This is a genomic window from Clostridium fungisolvens, from assembly GCF_014193895.1.
Taxonomy (GTDB): Bacteria; Bacillota; Clostridia; order Clostridiales; family Clostridiaceae; genus Clostridium_AR; species Clostridium_AR fungisolvens.
In genome coordinates this window covers 4,102,240-4,117,254 of the sequence record NZ_BLZR01000001.1, presented here as the reverse complement: position 1 = coordinate 4,117,254, position 15,015 = coordinate 4,102,240, and the positions used below count along the sequence as shown (strand labels likewise).

Annotated in this window: 12 protein-coding genes; 9 read left to right on the top strand and 3 right to left on the bottom strand. The window is 30.4% G+C overall.

The genetic code is table 11. The features are described 5' to 3' along the window. Positions 1 to 346 precede the first annotated feature (346 nt). On the bottom strand, positions 347 to 1,237 hold the full coding sequence (locus bsdtw1_RS18210; RefSeq protein WP_183278947.1) for an IS1/IS1595 family N-terminal zinc-binding domain-containing protein: 891 nt from the start codon (positions 1,235 to 1,237) through the stop codon (positions 347 to 349). Between the two features lie 491 nt (positions 1,238 to 1,728). Here bsdtw1_RS18210 and bsdtw1_RS18205 point away from each other — a divergent pair, with 491 nt between their 5' ends. Together bsdtw1_RS18205 and bsdtw1_RS18200 are read left to right on the top strand one after the other, a co-directional pair. Beyond that, positions 1,729 to 2,895, top strand: a complete 1,167-nt coding sequence (locus tag bsdtw1_RS18205) for an iron-containing alcohol dehydrogenase (protein ID WP_183278946.1) — start codon at positions 1,729 to 1,731, stop codon at positions 2,893 to 2,895. Between the two features lie 339 nt (positions 2,896 to 3,234). Beyond that, positions 3,235 to 4,176, top strand: a complete 942-nt coding sequence (locus bsdtw1_RS18200; protein WP_183278945.1) for a DNA-3-methyladenine glycosylase family protein — start codon at positions 3,235 to 3,237, stop codon at positions 4,174 to 4,176. A 121-nt stretch (positions 4,177 to 4,297) separates the two neighbouring features. Here the strand turns inward: bsdtw1_RS18200 and bsdtw1_RS18195 are convergent, their stop codons facing one another. Next, positions 4,298 to 4,594: an HNH endonuclease gene (locus bsdtw1_RS18195; RefSeq protein WP_183278944.1), complete on the bottom strand. Its 297-nt coding sequence runs from the start codon at positions 4,592 to 4,594 to the stop codon at positions 4,298 to 4,300. 607 nt (positions 4,595 to 5,201) lie between these two features. Between bsdtw1_RS18195 and bsdtw1_RS18190 the strand changes: the two genes are divergently transcribed. Further along, positions 5,202 to 5,933 (top strand): TVP38/TMEM64 family protein, encoded by a 732-nt coding sequence (locus bsdtw1_RS18190; protein WP_183278943.1) that lies wholly within the window; start codon positions 5,202 to 5,204, stop codon positions 5,931 to 5,933. A 23-nt stretch (positions 5,934 to 5,956) separates the two neighbouring features. Next, a complete protein-coding gene (locus bsdtw1_RS18185) occupies positions 5,957 to 8,560 on the top strand; it encodes an O-antigen ligase family protein (RefSeq protein ID WP_183278942.1) in 2,604 nt (867 codons plus the stop codon). Positions 8,561 to 8,606: 46 nt separating this feature from the next. On the opposite strand, the gene bsdtw1_RS18180 is transcribed toward bsdtw1_RS18185, so the two are convergent. Next, the gene (locus bsdtw1_RS18180; protein WP_244638230.1) at positions 8,607 to 9,206 is read right to left on the bottom strand and encodes a TIGR01906 family membrane protein; all 600 of its coding nucleotides are present in this window, start codon (positions 9,204 to 9,206) and stop codon (positions 8,607 to 8,609) included. Between bsdtw1_RS18180 and bsdtw1_RS23660 the strand changes: the two genes are divergently transcribed. The 5 genes from bsdtw1_RS23660 (at position 9,151) to bsdtw1_RS18160 (ending at position 14,993) form a co-directional block, all read left to right on the top strand. Then, a complete protein-coding gene (locus tag bsdtw1_RS23660) occupies positions 9,151 to 9,276 on the top strand; it encodes a hypothetical protein (protein WP_280514174.1) in 126 nt (41 codons plus the stop codon). The two genes, bsdtw1_RS18180 and bsdtw1_RS23660, sit on opposite strands and share 56 nt — an antisense overlap. A 432-nt stretch (positions 9,277 to 9,708) precedes the next feature. Further along, on the top strand, positions 9,709 to 9,993 hold the full coding sequence (gene groES, locus bsdtw1_RS18175; protein ID WP_183278940.1) for a co-chaperone GroES: 285 nt from the start codon (positions 9,709 to 9,711) through the stop codon (positions 9,991 to 9,993). 20 nt (positions 9,994 to 10,013) lie between these two features. Then, positions 10,014 to 11,636, top strand: coding sequence for a chaperonin GroEL (gene groL / locus bsdtw1_RS18170; protein WP_183278939.1), 1,623 nt, complete (start codon positions 10,014 to 10,016; stop codon positions 11,634 to 11,636). A 589-nt stretch (positions 11,637 to 12,225) separates the two neighbouring features. Next, positions 12,226 to 12,969 carry a prepilin peptidase gene (locus tag bsdtw1_RS18165; protein ID WP_371874760.1) on the top strand — a complete coding sequence of 248 codons (744 nt, stop codon included), beginning with the start codon at positions 12,226 to 12,228 and terminating at the stop codon, positions 12,967 to 12,969. A gap of 332 nt (positions 12,970 to 13,301) precedes the next feature. Further along, entirely contained in the window at positions 13,302 to 14,993 is a 1,692-nt protein-coding gene (locus bsdtw1_RS18160; RefSeq protein WP_183278937.1) for a GspE/PulE family protein, read from the top strand. Positions 14,994 to 15,015 lie beyond the last annotated feature (22 nt).

Sequence of the window (15,015 nt, the reverse complement as noted above, 5' to 3'; positions counted from 1 at the left end):
GCGTTAAGAAAAGTTCGATGAAGAAGGTCGCTTGAGCGACTTTTTTATGGTTAAATAGCGCGTTGAAATGTAGAGTGAGCTAATCTTACAGTTAATTAAAACTAATATGTCTTCAAATCTTACTCAAATCATATAGTAGATTAGAAAATGCTTGAACTAATATGTTTTGATAATATGCAAACTAGTATTTTCCACTAGTTTATGCTTATAGTTAATTTTTTTTATATACAGTTATTTATTAATTAAATGTTGTTAGGTATTTATAACTCTAGATGGACAACCTTGTAATTAAGTCTGTATTTTACGATATATTCCATAAAACTAATATGTATTAAGTTGTAATTTTTTAAAAAGGCGAATTCATATATCGTATTTCTTCAATTCTTGTAAATCTATTACCTTGAAATACGCTATCATACATCAAGTCCATGTAGTCATGTACCTTGTCTAAGTTCATAATTATAAAAAAACTAAGGTATCTTCGAATATACTTTGAGGCCACCCCATGAAAGCTTGATAGCCATTTTTTCAAATTTGGCCAAAGGTATTTTATTCTATACTCAGGCTCTACCTTAATGGATTTGTTTTTATTATGTCTCATTGCTACTGAATTTATATATCTGTCTCCGTATGCAGCAATATATGAGCTATTTTCTATTTTAGAATAGACTTTCTCATTGAAAGCTCTTCGATCCCATTGATGCTTAAATATTGGTTTTATAAACATAGAGTCTTCCTGTCCTTTTGCACCAATAACCCAAATGTTTTGTCTTGGAGTTGCAGCGGATATTATTTGTGAATTTCTACACCCTTTAAAGTTCTCTTTTAAAATAACCTTTCCTACATGTACAATTCCCGATAGACTATCTGGAGTTGAGTCTATACTTAAGGCTTGAAGTATTTTATGTCTCCAATAAAAAGCTGTTCCAATACTTATATTTAGCTTTTCTGCGCAGAATTTTAAGGTCTTATTTTCCGCCATTAATTCAGTAAATTCCATCCAAGTTCTAGTGTTCTTCTTTGAATAACTCCACAATGAATTAGTTGTACGGGAAAAGGTTTTTTGACACACTTTACATTTGTATCTTTGAATTCCATGATAAAAACCATATTTAATATACCAAGTTGATTCACAAATTGGGCAAACTTCTACAACTCTATCTTTATAAAAATCTTTTTTTAAAACATTGTTAGTATGCAGATCAAACTTTTTTAATTCAACATCATGCTGTAGCAAAAGGAACACCTCTCTAAGAAAATCTAATAATTAAGCTATCCTCTTAATGCTTGCCGCATATTCATGTTTTTAATCACTACCAACATTTATTTAACAAACAGTTTTATACTAGAAAAATTCATTGGAATGCTCTTCTTCGGTGTTTTTTTGAGCAGCAGTTTTTTCCGGACATAAGTTAAGAAATTCTTGAAGTAGAATAAGTTTTATACATAAAAATATTGAAGTAATGATATTTTATATGATTGATGAAGTAAATAAGACGCATATATTAGCTAAATGATTTTATGAATTAATATAAATAAAACTTGCTGTAATTACTAATAATATCCTAAGGACATTTTAAATATTGTAATGATGTATTACTTGAGAAAAACAAATTTTAAAACCTATTTTCTAAATACACAGGAGTTAAAAAAGCGAGATTGTAATTTAATTGGTACATCATTAATAGTCTTGTACAATTATTTTAGATAGAATTAGGAGGCAATTTAATGAGCAGATTTACCTTACCTAGAGATATATACTATGGAAAAGGAACTATGGAGCAGTTAAAGGAATTAGAAGGAAAGAGGGCAGTCATAGTTACAGGGGGAGGGTCTATGAGGAAGTTTGGCTTTCTGGATAAGGCTATAAGCTATCTAAAGGACGCTAACTTTGAGGTTAACTTGATAGAAGGCGTTGAACCAGATCCATCAGTTGAGACGGTTATTGATGGATCTAAGAAGATGCTTGAATATAGACCAGATTGGATAGTTGCTATTGGAGGAGGCTCAGCCATAGATGCAGCTAAGGCAATGTGGGTTTTTTATGAATATCCAGATGAAAACTTTGAAAATATAAAGAAGCCTTTTTCTATACCTAAACTTAGGAACAAAGCTAAATTTGTAGCTATTCCATCTACCTCTGGAACTGCAACTGAAGTAACAGCATTTACAGTTATAACAGATTACAAAACTAAAATAAAATATCCTCTAGCTGACTATGATATAACACCAGATATAGCTATAGTAGATTCAGAGCTTGCTGAAACGATGCCCGCTAAGCTTACAGCGCATACGGGAATGGATGCACTAACTCATGGTATAGAAGCTTATGTTGCATCACAGCATACCTGTTTTACAGATCCTCTAGCATTACAGTCCATTGAAATGGTCAGAGATAATTTATTGAACTCATATCAAGGGGATAAAGAGGCTAGGGAAAGGATGCATTATGCTCAGTGTTTAGCTGGAATGGCCTTTAGCAATGCGTTGCTTGGAATAACTCATAGTATGGCCCATAAAACTGGGGCGATATTTAATATTCCACATGGTTGTGCTAATGCGATATATTTACCTTATGTTATTGATTATAATAAAAAGACTTGTTCAAAAAGATATGCAGATATAAGTAGAAGATTACAGCTTCAAGGAGAAACTGATGACGAATTAGTAGAATCACTTAGGCAGCTTATAAGATTGTTTAATGAAAAGCTTGGAATACCTAATAGTTTAAAAGAATATGGAGTTAAAGAAGATGTATTTAATAGTAACCTACAACTTATAGCGGAGAATGCAGTGGAAGATGCATGTACTGGCTCTAATCCAAGAAAGATCACAAAAGTGGAGATGGAAAAACTATTTGTTTGTAGTTTCCATGGAACGAAAGTTTTTATATAGAAAAATAATAGGTGTTAACTCATTGATACTAAATAAATTTGTTAAATCATTAAGGTTAACGTTGATTATAGAGAATTTATAATTTATTCGTCGATCTACGAATTAAGATTAAGCTGTTTAGAAATAGTATTTTAGTAACTGAAGCTTTATAAGATGTAGTTTGTGTAAGTAATTTTAATTATTAAATGAAAACTTGTATTTGGTGGTAAAGATTTTACTTAAGTAATTGTAAAAAACTAAATATAAAAGTATAATTATATTTAAGTAAAATATGTAAGTTGTGATAATGCTTGTTAAAGAAGATGGCAACTTATAGACGAGTAGGAAAAGGTGATAAAAATGGATTATAAAGATGTAGAATACTATGATGATAAAGTAATTTTAAAGGATGCAGAAAACTTTAATATAAAGCAAGTTTTTGAGTGTGGTCAGTGCTTTAGATGGATTAGACAAGAGAGTGGCACTTACATAGGGGTAGCACATGAGAGAGTGATAGAGGTAGAAGAAAGCGGAAAAGATATAATAATACATAATACAAATAGAGATGATTTTAATAACATATGGATGGAATATTTTGATTTAGAACGAGATTATACAGCTATAAAGGAAAAGTTTTCAGGAGATCCTTTATTAGAAAAAGCAGTAGATTTTGGATATGGTATAAGGATACTAAAGCAAGATCCTTTTGAAATACTTATAAGCTTTATAATATCTGCAAGAAATTCTATACCGGTGATTAGCAAAACAATAAATAAAATAAGTGAGAAGTGGGGTTCGGCTATTGAGTATAAAGGAAAGACTTATTACGCCTTCCCTACGGTAGAGCAATTTTCAAAGGCATCCTTGGAGGAAATAAACACTACAGGGGCATCTTTTAGAAGTAAGTACATTTATGATACTGTAGAGAAAGTAAAAAGCTGTAATGAGCTCTTAAACAGTAATAAGGCTATAGAAGCAATGACTGATGAAGAAAAAGAATTACTTAAATATGATTTAGTAATGATTTCTGAGCTAAATGATGATCAGTGCCATGAAGCTCTTCAAAATTTTAAAGGTGTTGGTGCGAAAGTAGCTGACTGCGTAATGCTGTTTTCTATGAAAAAATACTCAGCTTTTCCAGTGGATGTATGGGTGAAAAGAGCTATGGCTCATTTCTATTTGGCTCCTGATGTATCGCTTAATAAGATAAGAATTTTTGGAAGAGAGAAGTTTGGTGAACTTTCAGGCTTTGCTCAGCAGTATTTCTTCTACTATGCTAGAGAAAACAATATAAAAGTTTGATGAGGATAGGATGAAGGTAATAGAGGTATACTAGATTTGTATAAACTAAAGCCAATATAAACCATCATAAGTAGGCAACAAGATAGAATTTAAGTTTAAACAACTTTTATTATCTTGTTGCCTATTTTTTTCTAACATCTTTAGATTTCTTTACCGAAATGTGAGAATCGCCAGGATGTTTTGTTATGAATTTAAGATACTTTATTATCTTATCATCACTCTTAAGTCTCGATATAGTATAAAGTCTTACTGATAGTTCCTTGTTAGAATAAAGTGCATGGATCTGCTTATGACAAGGGATGCATAGCATTACTGTGGCTAAATCCTTGCCGCCTTCTTCTCTTGGAATTAAATGATGAACAGTTACTTTAGAAACCTCTCTTCCGCATAAATCACAAATATACTTCTCATTGTACATAATATCACCTACAAATTAAAAGTTTTCATTATAATTAAGAAACTGGTCGAAGTTATAGATAATTATATTATCTGAATTCTCAGTAGAGATAATTCCTAGAGATTAATAAATCAATAATACTACTAAACTTAGCTAATAATTTTAATGAGAAAGAATTAAAATTATGACAATTATTGTATTAAGAAAGTGAGATAGATGTTATAATAATGTGGAATATAGAAAAATCACATATATTATAAAGTTAAATAAAAGACTTATCTACAGAAATTTAATTTGTATCTGTTGAAAAATTAGAATTTGTGGTCTTTAATGTGTATAAATTAATAATTGAACTATGAAATTTATATCAAATATTAATAAAAAATTAAGGTAATACTAAGAAAATAGCTAGTGTATAGATATATTTCGTATATTATACTATAGATACGGCATTTTAATGAAGAAGTATTACAAGTTAATGATTCTGCTAAGTGAAAAATGTAGTAATATGTAGAATTGCAGAAAGCAACAATAGGATATATTTATAAAATTAAACCTATAATATAAGCTTGATTTTAAGGTTTTACGTTGAAGTATAATATACTTAATTTTATGAGGATATGTGATTATGAAAGAAAAGTTGGCAAAATATAAGTATCATATTATAACAGTTTTTTCTGTATTAGTATTAATGGCAGCGTTTTATAAATATCTTGGTGAATATGTATATATCTTTACAGATATAAAAAAGATGAAGGAAAGAATACTAGGATATGGAACTTATTCATGGCTAGCATTTTTAGTTATGCAGGTACTTCAAATAGTAATATTCATAATACCAGGTGAAATAGTTCAGGTAGCAGCAGGTTATATATTTGGTCCTTGGATAGGATTTGCCTTATCTATTATAGGAGCAATAATCGGAAGTGCTATAACCTTTATACTATCTAGAAAACTAGGAAAACCTTTTGTGCAAAAGTTAGTAAGTGAAAAGGATCTATGGCTATTAAAGAAAATCGAACATTTTAAAGAGGAACATAAAGGGGAAAGAGAATCTGGTAAAAGCTCAGAAGAGAGGCATAAGTCCTTAAGAAGAATAGTTTTGCTTTTATATTTAATACCAGGAATACCAAAGGATATTTTAGGATATATATGTGGAATATCAAGCCTTTCTTTAAAGGAATTCCTTGTCATATCAAATTTAGCTAGAGCACCAATGCTTTTTGTGTCAATATTTTTTGGACATAACCTTTCTTTAGATAAGATATCAATATTAGTAATTGTTTTAATAGTTATGGCTTTGATTATTCTTATAGGAGTATTAAAGGGAAAAAAACTTATCAATAGGGAAGAAAACTAGACTTTAAATTTTAGGGGGATTAAATGAGGGGGAAAATACAATTTAAAGAGGAAAGCTTTGTAAACTTAATTGCGGTGTTACTTATGGGAGTGACTCCGCTTATAATGGTTCCAGGAGCCGCAGATGTTTACTATACACCGAAATTATACTTTATTTATTTTATATCAGTGATATCGTTAATTTATTTATATGTAAAGAAAGATACATTAACCTTTAACTGGATCGATAAATTATTATTATTATTTATAGGGATTATTTTTATTTCAAGTTTAATGGGAGTCGATGTACAAAACTCGTTTATAGGTAAAATGACAGATAGAGAACCATTTTTATTATATCTATGTTATTTTATTAATTTCTTATTGTTATCAAAAAAATTTAAGTTATCGAAAAGTTTTATAAATATTTTATTGATTTTTGCGTCAATTGTTTCATTATATAGCTTCATTCAATTCTTCGGTATCAATCCTATACAGCTTGATAAGGTAAGGAGAATTTCCGAGTATGAACCTTTTAGTACTTTAGGTTATAGAAATGCAATAGGTGCTTATATAAGTATATTTTTGCCAATAACCGTAGCTTTATTTATGTATAAAGGTGAGAAAAAATATATTTTTGCTACTGCAATTTTATTTTTGGGGTTAGTAAGTAGTACTACTAGAAGTAGTTGGGTAGCTTTGATTATCTGTATAGTAATATTATTTGTGCTATCCTTTAAGAGTAAAAAGAGGTTACTAAATTTAGGTATAGTTTTAGTTACTATGGTTGTTATATTCTTTGGGATAAACTATTTAAAGAGTGGAGCTATTAATGCTAGATTGCTGTCAATAAGTGATGATGCCATATCATTAAAACAGTCAGGAAATGAGATGGCTGGTTCTGGAAGAATATATATATGGAAAAATGGTATAAAGTTATTATGGGACAAACCTGTACTAGGATATGGTGTAGATAATTTTAGTACTGCTTTTTTAGGCGCTCATAAATCTGAAACAGAATTTATGGTGAAAAGCTTAGGGGGAGTTGTTACAAAAGCCCATAATGAGTATCTACAGATACTTATATGCAATGGAATATTTGCGTTACTCTTATACTTAGGGATTTTAGCTACAATAGTGTTTAAAGCAGGGGCTAAGGCAATAAAGGATGGAAATATACATCTAATAGCTATCACACTTGGTATAATATCCTATTGTGTGCAAGCTTTCTTCAATATAAGTATAGTGAGTGTGGCTCCAGTGTTTTGGGCAATGCTCGGTATAGGTTGGGGAATAGCTATGCAAGAAGAGTATGACTTTGGTTTAGCTAATGTATCTATATTAAAAAACTTTAAAAGACTTGAACCTATTAAGATATTTACATTTTTAATTATGGGACTTATTCCGTTTATAATAATTCCATCTTCTTATGATAGGTTTTATGAACCTAAAATACTACTTGTTTATGTAGTAGTTATGGTAACCATGATGTTTGTATATGATAGAAAGAGATGGTCACAGAACACAATAATAGATTATCTTATAGCAGGTTTTATATTATGGCTTTTACTATCAACTGTATTTTCTGTGTATGTACCTATATCCATAACTGGAAGGGAGACTAGAAGAGAAGGTTTTGTAGCTATAGTATTCTATTGTTTGATATTTTTAATAATGTATAAACATTTTAAGTATTCTAATAGGATATTTAAATTAATTAATATCTTCATCTGCATGATAGCTATCTATGGTGTACTACAATATCTAGGATTAGACTTTATACCTCATGATGTCTTTAGAAAGAACTGGGGAAATCATGCTTATTCTACAATTGGTAACAAAAACTTTTTTGCCACTTTAATGACTTTATATTTACCGATAAATATAAGCTATTACTTAAGAACATCAGAAAAGAAATATTTATTAAGTTCCTCTATAATATTTTCAGGACTAGTAGCATCAATTACTAGAAGCAATTTTGTTTCCTTTGGTGTTTATTCAATAGCCATCTTGTATTACTGTTTTAAGAATAAAAAGTATATGAAACGCTATCTTGCATCTTTAGGAATCTTTGCAGTAATATTTATCATGCTAAATTCTCTGACTAATAGCACTGTTTTATCTAGACTTAGTTCTATTGGTATCGATGCAACAAGGATAAGCTCAACAGATAATGATACTGTTGGAAGTTCAAGAATGTATATATGGAAAAGAGGTATTACTTTTATTCCAGAACACCCTATACTAGGCAGTGGACCAGATACCTTCGGGGTAGTATTTTTACAAAAGTATTTTGATGAGCTTGGGTATATGCAAAAGTTAACTGGAGGAATAGTGGATAAGGCTCATAATGAGTACTTACAGTTAACAGTAACTAGTGGTATACCTGCGCTTATAATTTATCTTTCCTTAATTACTTTGGTAATCTTAAGACTTACAAAGAAGTTTAGAGAAAGTACAAATAATTATCAATTATTGTATTTAGGACTACTTATGTCTATAGTAGGATATTTAGTACAAGCATTCTTTAATATAAGTGTAGTAAGTGTTGCACCTGTATTTTGGGCTATGCTTGGAATAGCTGCTAATGTAGGTGAGAGTAATCAAATTAAAATAAATGAATCAGAAATGATAGGTGAAAATTTGTAAATAAAAAAGAGCTAATTATTAGCTCTTTTTTACTGCATAGAAATTATTAGTGAAAAATGGTAGTCTTTGAAGTCCTTAATAGCTTCTTATGTCTATGATAAATAATCTTAAATATTATCACTTGGATAAGAGTTAGAGCTATGATTGTTATTCCACAGATCATAAAAAAGTTTTCCGGCAAGGCATTTATAACTGGATCAGTATTTGGGTCAAATAACCATAAATCATTGCTGAAAAATAGCTTGTGGAAATTTTCAAAGGTTTTATCAAAATTATTTAATACTAAAATAAGTATAGATATTGAAAAAACAGATAGAATATAAAAAGTATGGTTGAATATATTAAATATTTCCTTTGTAAGATATTTTTTCTTAAATATCAACAATAATACAAAGATTATGGCAGTAGACCAAGTTATGATATGAAGATATATAAATATATTTTTCACATCTACGAAATGTGTTTCTCCGCCAGCACTCATTATAAAATCTGGGAATTTTAATTTATGTATAAAAGGTGATTGAAGATATTTAATAAGTACTTTGTAGTTTGTCATAAGTTGTCCTTCTGAAAGGGAGGTAGCACTTGTAATGTCAAAAGTTTTTATGCTCATCTTGTATAGTGGTGTAAAGTTTAAGGTTGCTATTGACCACAATCCAATTGAAGCAACGGTTAAAATAAGAGAGAGAATAAAATTTGAAATCTTAGTTAAATAACTATAATTTTTAGAAATCATCATAACGTCCTTTCGTATAGCATAGAATATAAAGTTTCATATTTAATTATTATCATTTTTTATAAAAAATAAATAGCTTTATAAAAAATAATATAATAAATTTATGAATTATTTATGTTTTTATATGAAAATTAACTGATATATTTAAAAAAATTACTAAATATATCAGTTAATTTTCATAAAGGCTATAATCATTGAGAAAATAAAAGAAAAAATTAGAAAAAGAGAGATAATTTCATAAAATTAAACAATTTAGTCCGAGAAAATGGATAAAAATATCAATTAGTTGTTGAATTATTAAATAGTATTGTCTATTATAATAATTGTATTAGCACTCAATATTAACGAGTGCTAACAAATAAGTTAAATATTAAATTTATATACTCTAAAAATCATAAGGAGGGTTTAGAAAATGAGAATTAAACCACTTGGTGACAGAGTTGTTATCAAAAGATTAGAAGCAGAAGAAAAAACAAAAAGCGGTATAGTTTTAACAGGAGCAGCAAAGGAAAAACCACAAGAAGCTGAAGTTGTAGCTGTTGGACCTGGAGCAATTGTTGATGGAACTAGAATTCAATTAGAAGTTAAAGTTGGGGATAAAGTATTATTCTCAAAATATGCTGGTACAGAAGTTAAAATTGATGGTGAAGAATACACCATACTAAAACAAGAAGATATACTAGCAATAGTAGAATAATAGACAGGAGGTAGAATTTGATGGCTAAGCAAATAAAGTTTGGTGAAGAAGCAAGAAGAGCTATGCAAGCTGGTGTAGATAAGCTTGCTGATACTGTAAAAGTAACTTTAGGACCTAAGGGAAGAAATGTTGTTTTAGACAAGAAGTTTGGTGCACCACTTATAACAAATGACGGTGTATCAATTGCAAGAGAAATAGAATTAGAAGATCCATTTGAAAACATGGGTGCTCAATTAGTAAAAGAAGTTGCAACAAAGACAAATGATGTTGCTGGAGATGGTACAACAACTGCTACATTACTTGCTCAAGCAATAATTAGAGAAGGTTTGAAGAATGTAACTGCTGGTGCTAATCCTATACTTCTTAGAACTGGTATAAGAACTGCAGTTGAAACAGCTGTAGATGAAATCAAGAAGATATCAAAACCAGTTGAAGGTAAAGAAGACATAGCTAGAGTTGCTGCTATATCAGCAGGTGATGAAGAAATAGGTAAGCTTATAGCTGATGCTATGGAAAGAGTAGGCAACGAAGGCGTTATAACTGTTGAAGAATCAAGATCAATGGGTACAGAACTTGATGTTGTTGAAGGTATGCAATTTGACAGAGGATATGTATCACATTACATGGTTACAGATACAGAAAAGATGGAAGCTGTTTTAGACAATGCTTTAATACTTATAACTGATAAGAAGATAAGCAATATTCAAGAAATTCTTCCAGTACTTGAGCAAATAGTTCAAACAGGAAAGAAGCTTCTTATAATTGCTGAAGATATAGAAACAGAAGCAATGGCTACTCTTATAGTAAATAAGGTAAGAGGAACATTTAACTGTGTTGCTGTTAAGGCGCCAGGTTTTGGTGATAGAAGAAAAGAAATGCTTGAAGACATAGCAATACTTACTGGTGGTATAGTTATATCTGAAGAGCTTGGAAGAGATCTTAAGGAAGCTACTCTTGATATGTTAGGTCAAGCTGAAGTTATAAAGGTAACTAAGGAAAACACTACTATCGTAGGTGGTAGAGGAGACAAAGAAGCAATCACTAGTAGAGTGGCACAACTAAGAACTCAATTAGAAGAAACTACTTCTGAGTTTGATAGAGAAAAACTTCAAGAAAGATTAGCTAAGCTTGCTGGAGGAGTTGCTGTTATAAAAGTTGGAGCAGCTACTGAAACAGAATTAAAAGAAAAGAAATTAAGACTTGAAGACGCTTTAGCAGCTACAAAAGCAGCTGTAGAAGAAGGTATAGTACCTGGTGGTGGAACAGCTTACGTAAATGTTATAAAACAAGTAGCTGAGTTAACATCAGAAGTTGCTGATACTCAAGTTGGTATAGATATAATAGTTAGAGCTTTAGAGGAACCAATGAGACAAATAGCTACTAATGCTGGAGTTGAAGCTTCTGTTATAATAGAAAAAGTTAAGCATAGTGAAGTTGGAGTAGGTTACGATGCATTACTTGGGGACTACAAGAACATGATAAAAGCAGGAATTGTTGATCCAACTAAGGTTACAAGATCAGCTCTTCAAAATGCTGCATCAGTTGCATCAACATTCTTAACAACTGAATCAGCTGTAGCTGACATTCCAGAGAAGACTCCTGCAATGCCAAATCCAGGCATGGGAATGGAAGGAATGTACTAAAAACAAGAACTTAGAGCTAGAATGCTTCTGCATTCTAGCTTTTTTGATGTACAAAAATGTGCAGAAGTATATAAAATCTTAAAGTTATTAGAATTATATCTAGATATACTAGTTCCAACTTAAACATACCGCGAAGATAAAACTCACTGGACTTTTAGAGTTTCCTTAGGTGTATTTAGAAAAGTAGTTATACAAAAAGACACAAAGTATAGTTACACTAATGGTGTGTTTTTGTTAATTTGGTGATTATAATTGCCAAAGTGGGATATAATTAAAATAAATTAACAAAATGTAAGTATATAATGATAACTTATAAATATAGTTTTGAGAAATGTGTAACTTAAAGTTAACTAATTTATTCGAAGATGATTACATGTTGGCGGCTTGAAAAAATGAATATATAAAAATATAAAATTGCATACATATATAGAAAAATTAGGATATAAGAGAATGTTGCAATAAGATTGCTAAATTTAATACAAAATTTACTTGCAATATATGGATTGAAAAGATGATAATTGATATGAATTCAAATTGAATAGATCAAATTTGAATTTAATTCTATAAAGTTTAGGAGTAATACATGGAGATTGGAATTTTAATATTTATTTTAGGATTAGTTATTGGAAGCTTTTTGAATGTATGTATTTATAGAATACCAAGGGGAGAATCAATTTCTTTTCCTCCTTCACATTGTACTGATTGTAAGACTCAAATTAAAGCTTATGATCTGGTACCAGTGATAAGTTATTTATTTTTAGGAGGAAAGTGTAGGCACTGTGGCAACAAGATATCTATTAAGTATCCTGCCCTTGAACTATTTACTGCAATAATATTCTTATTAATATACAACCAGTATGGACTATCAATCGAGCTTATAAAGTTTTTAATATTAGCTGTGTTTTTAATAGTTATAGCATTTATTGATTTTAATACACAGGATGTATACGCAGTTACCACATATCCATGCCTTTTTATTGGGATTGTATTTATATTAATAGACAAGTTCTATTTACATAGCAATATAATGACGTACTTAATTGGTCTTGTAGTAGGAGCTGGAGTGATTGGACTTATAGTTATACTTACAGGGGCTATGGGAGCAGGGGATATAGAGATAGCGGCTATATGTGGTATATATTTGGGATGGAGTAACACTCTTATTACAATATTTTTTGCATTTATTATAGGTGCGATTATAGGTGTGTCACTTATAGCTCTGAAAAAGAAAGGAAGAAAGGATCCGATTGCATTTGGTCCGTTTTTAGCTATTGGAACAATGATAGCTATGTTATATGGGGATAAAATAATAAAAATTTATCTTAATATATAAATAAATAGCTAAATAATTAAAAACATTTTTGTTAAATTTATAACATTTAATTTGGATATAATTATGTTTTTTTATTGCAAAATGTGAGTTTTTATATAAGATTTACCAAGTATAAGCTTTTAAAATGCTTTTCTTTGGTAGTTTAAGATTATTTATTTAAATGTTTAATATTAAGTTTAATCCATATAAAAAGTAACTAAGAAATTATGGACTTAGTTACCAAATCATGGCAGAATTTTTGGGTTGCTTTATTAAACTTCGCTTTGTATACTTATTAGTATATGAAGTAAAATTATAATTTGTTCAACCTGTTTGGTTGGAAGGAGATACTAATGGAGGGAGTAATTAAGAGAAGACTGGGTGACATGCTTGTGGAGTCTGGTAAGATATCTATGCCTCAACTTCAGGAAGCTCTTAAGAAACAAAGGATAACCGGTAAGAAGTTGGGTGAAATGCTTATAGAACTTGGTATGGTAACTTCAGAAGATATCATGGAGGTTTTAGAAAAGCAAACAGGAATAAAGAGAATCAACCTTAACATTACAACCTTTGATAAAAGAGCACTTAAGGTAGTACCTGAAAGCGTTTGTGACAAGCATGAACTGATACCTTTTGGTTTCAATGAAAATAGAATAATGGTAGCAATGTGGGATCCACTTAATATATTTGCTATCGATGACGTTTCAATTTCATCTGGATTTGAAGTGGAAACCTATATATGTACAAGAGAAGAAATTAAAAAACATATAGAAATGGAATATTCAAGTCAGAAGGTTACAAAAGCAGCTGAGGAACTTTCTAAAGGTAAGCTGGAAGCTAAAACAATCCAAGTTCAGGAAGAAGAACAGTTTGATGATATAAAGAATGCGCCAGTTGTAAAGATGGTTGAGTATCTATTCAAGAATGCAGTTGAGATGAGAGCATCTGATATACACATAGAACCTTTTGAAGATGAAATAAGAATAAGATATAGAATAGATGGACAACTTCAAACTACAAATTCCCTAGAGCCTGAAAGCCAAGCTGCTCTTGTTACAAGAATAAAGATACTAGCAGGGCTTAATATAGCAGAAAAAAGAATCCCTCAAGACGGAAGAATTATAACTAAAGTGGGACACAAGGATGTTGACCTAAGAGTTTCAATTTTACCTGTGGTAGCGGGTGAAAAGGTTGTTATAAGAATACTAGATAGAGAAAGCTATCAAATAGGAAAAGAAAGACTTGGAATGAAGAATGATGATTTAGAGGTTTTAGATAGAATAATAAAATCTCCACATGGAATTGTTCTTGTTACAGGGCCTACTGGAAGCGGAAAATCCACTACTCTTTATACTGTGCTAAATGAACTAAATACTGGAGATGTTAACATAGTAACTGTTGAAGATCCAGTTGAATACACCTTAAAAGGTGTAAATCAAGTTAATGTAAACACCAAATCTGGACTTACCTTTGCAAACGGTCTTAGATCTATATTAAGACAAGACCCTGACATTGTAATGATAGGTGAGATAAGAGATAGTGAAACTGCAGAAATAGCTATAAGAGCTGCGATAACTGGACATCTAGTATTAAGTACACTACATACTAATGACGCTCCTTCTTCTGTATTAAGACTAGTGGATATGGGGATACAGCCTTATTTGGTTTCTACATCTTTAGCAGGTATAGTTGCTCAAAGATTAGTAAAAAAGATATGCCCAAATTGTAGGCAAGCCCATGAAGCTTCAGCTTATGAAAAGGCAATTTTAGGTGAAAGAAATAATGAAGCAGTAACTATATATAAAGGTCGCGGATGTGGTTATTGTAATAACACTGGTTACTCGGGCAGAGTAGGTGTATATGAAATAATGGAAATAACTAGAGATCATAGAGATATGATTTTAAATACTAGAGATTCTAATCAACTAATGGATTTATCAATAAAAAATGGGATGAAAACTCTTGGTATGGCATGTAAGGAGCTTGTTTTAGAAGGGGTAACCACAGTAGAAGAGATGGCTTCCATTGCGTTCTTAAAAGAGTAGTAATTTCTTTAAGAAGAGAGGT

Excerpts from the sequence above, each read along its gene's own strand:
- bsdtw1_RS18190 (WP_183278943.1), top strand. The coding sequence starts at position 5,202 with ATGAAAGAAAAGTTGGCAAAATATAAGTATCATATTATAACAGTTTTT.
- bsdtw1_RS23660 (WP_280514174.1), top strand. The coding sequence starts at position 9,151 with ATGTCAAAAGTTTTTATGCTCATCTTGTATAGTGGTGTAAAGTTTAAG.
- bsdtw1_RS18195 (WP_183278944.1), bottom strand. The coding sequence starts at position 4,594 with ATGTACAATGAGAAGTATATTTGTGATTTATGCGGAAGAGAGGTTTCT.
- bsdtw1_RS18200 (WP_183278945.1), top strand. The coding sequence starts at position 3,235 with ATGGATTATAAAGATGTAGAATACTATGATGATAAAGTAATTTTAAAG.
- groES (WP_183278940.1), top strand. The coding sequence starts at position 9,709 with ATGAGAATTAAACCACTTGGTGACAGAGTTGTTATCAAAAGATTAGAA.
- bsdtw1_RS18185 (WP_183278942.1), top strand. The coding sequence starts at position 5,957 with ATGAGGGGGAAAATACAATTTAAAGAGGAAAGCTTTGTAAACTTAATT.
- bsdtw1_RS18205 (WP_183278946.1), top strand. The coding sequence starts at position 1,729 with ATGAGCAGATTTACCTTACCTAGAGATATATACTATGGAAAAGGAACT.
- bsdtw1_RS18160 (WP_183278937.1), top strand. The coding sequence starts at position 13,302 with ATGGAGGGAGTAATTAAGAGAAGACTGGGTGACATGCTTGTGGAGTCT.
- groL (WP_183278939.1), top strand. The coding sequence starts at position 10,014 with ATGGCTAAGCAAATAAAGTTTGGTGAAGAAGCAAGAAGAGCTATGCAA.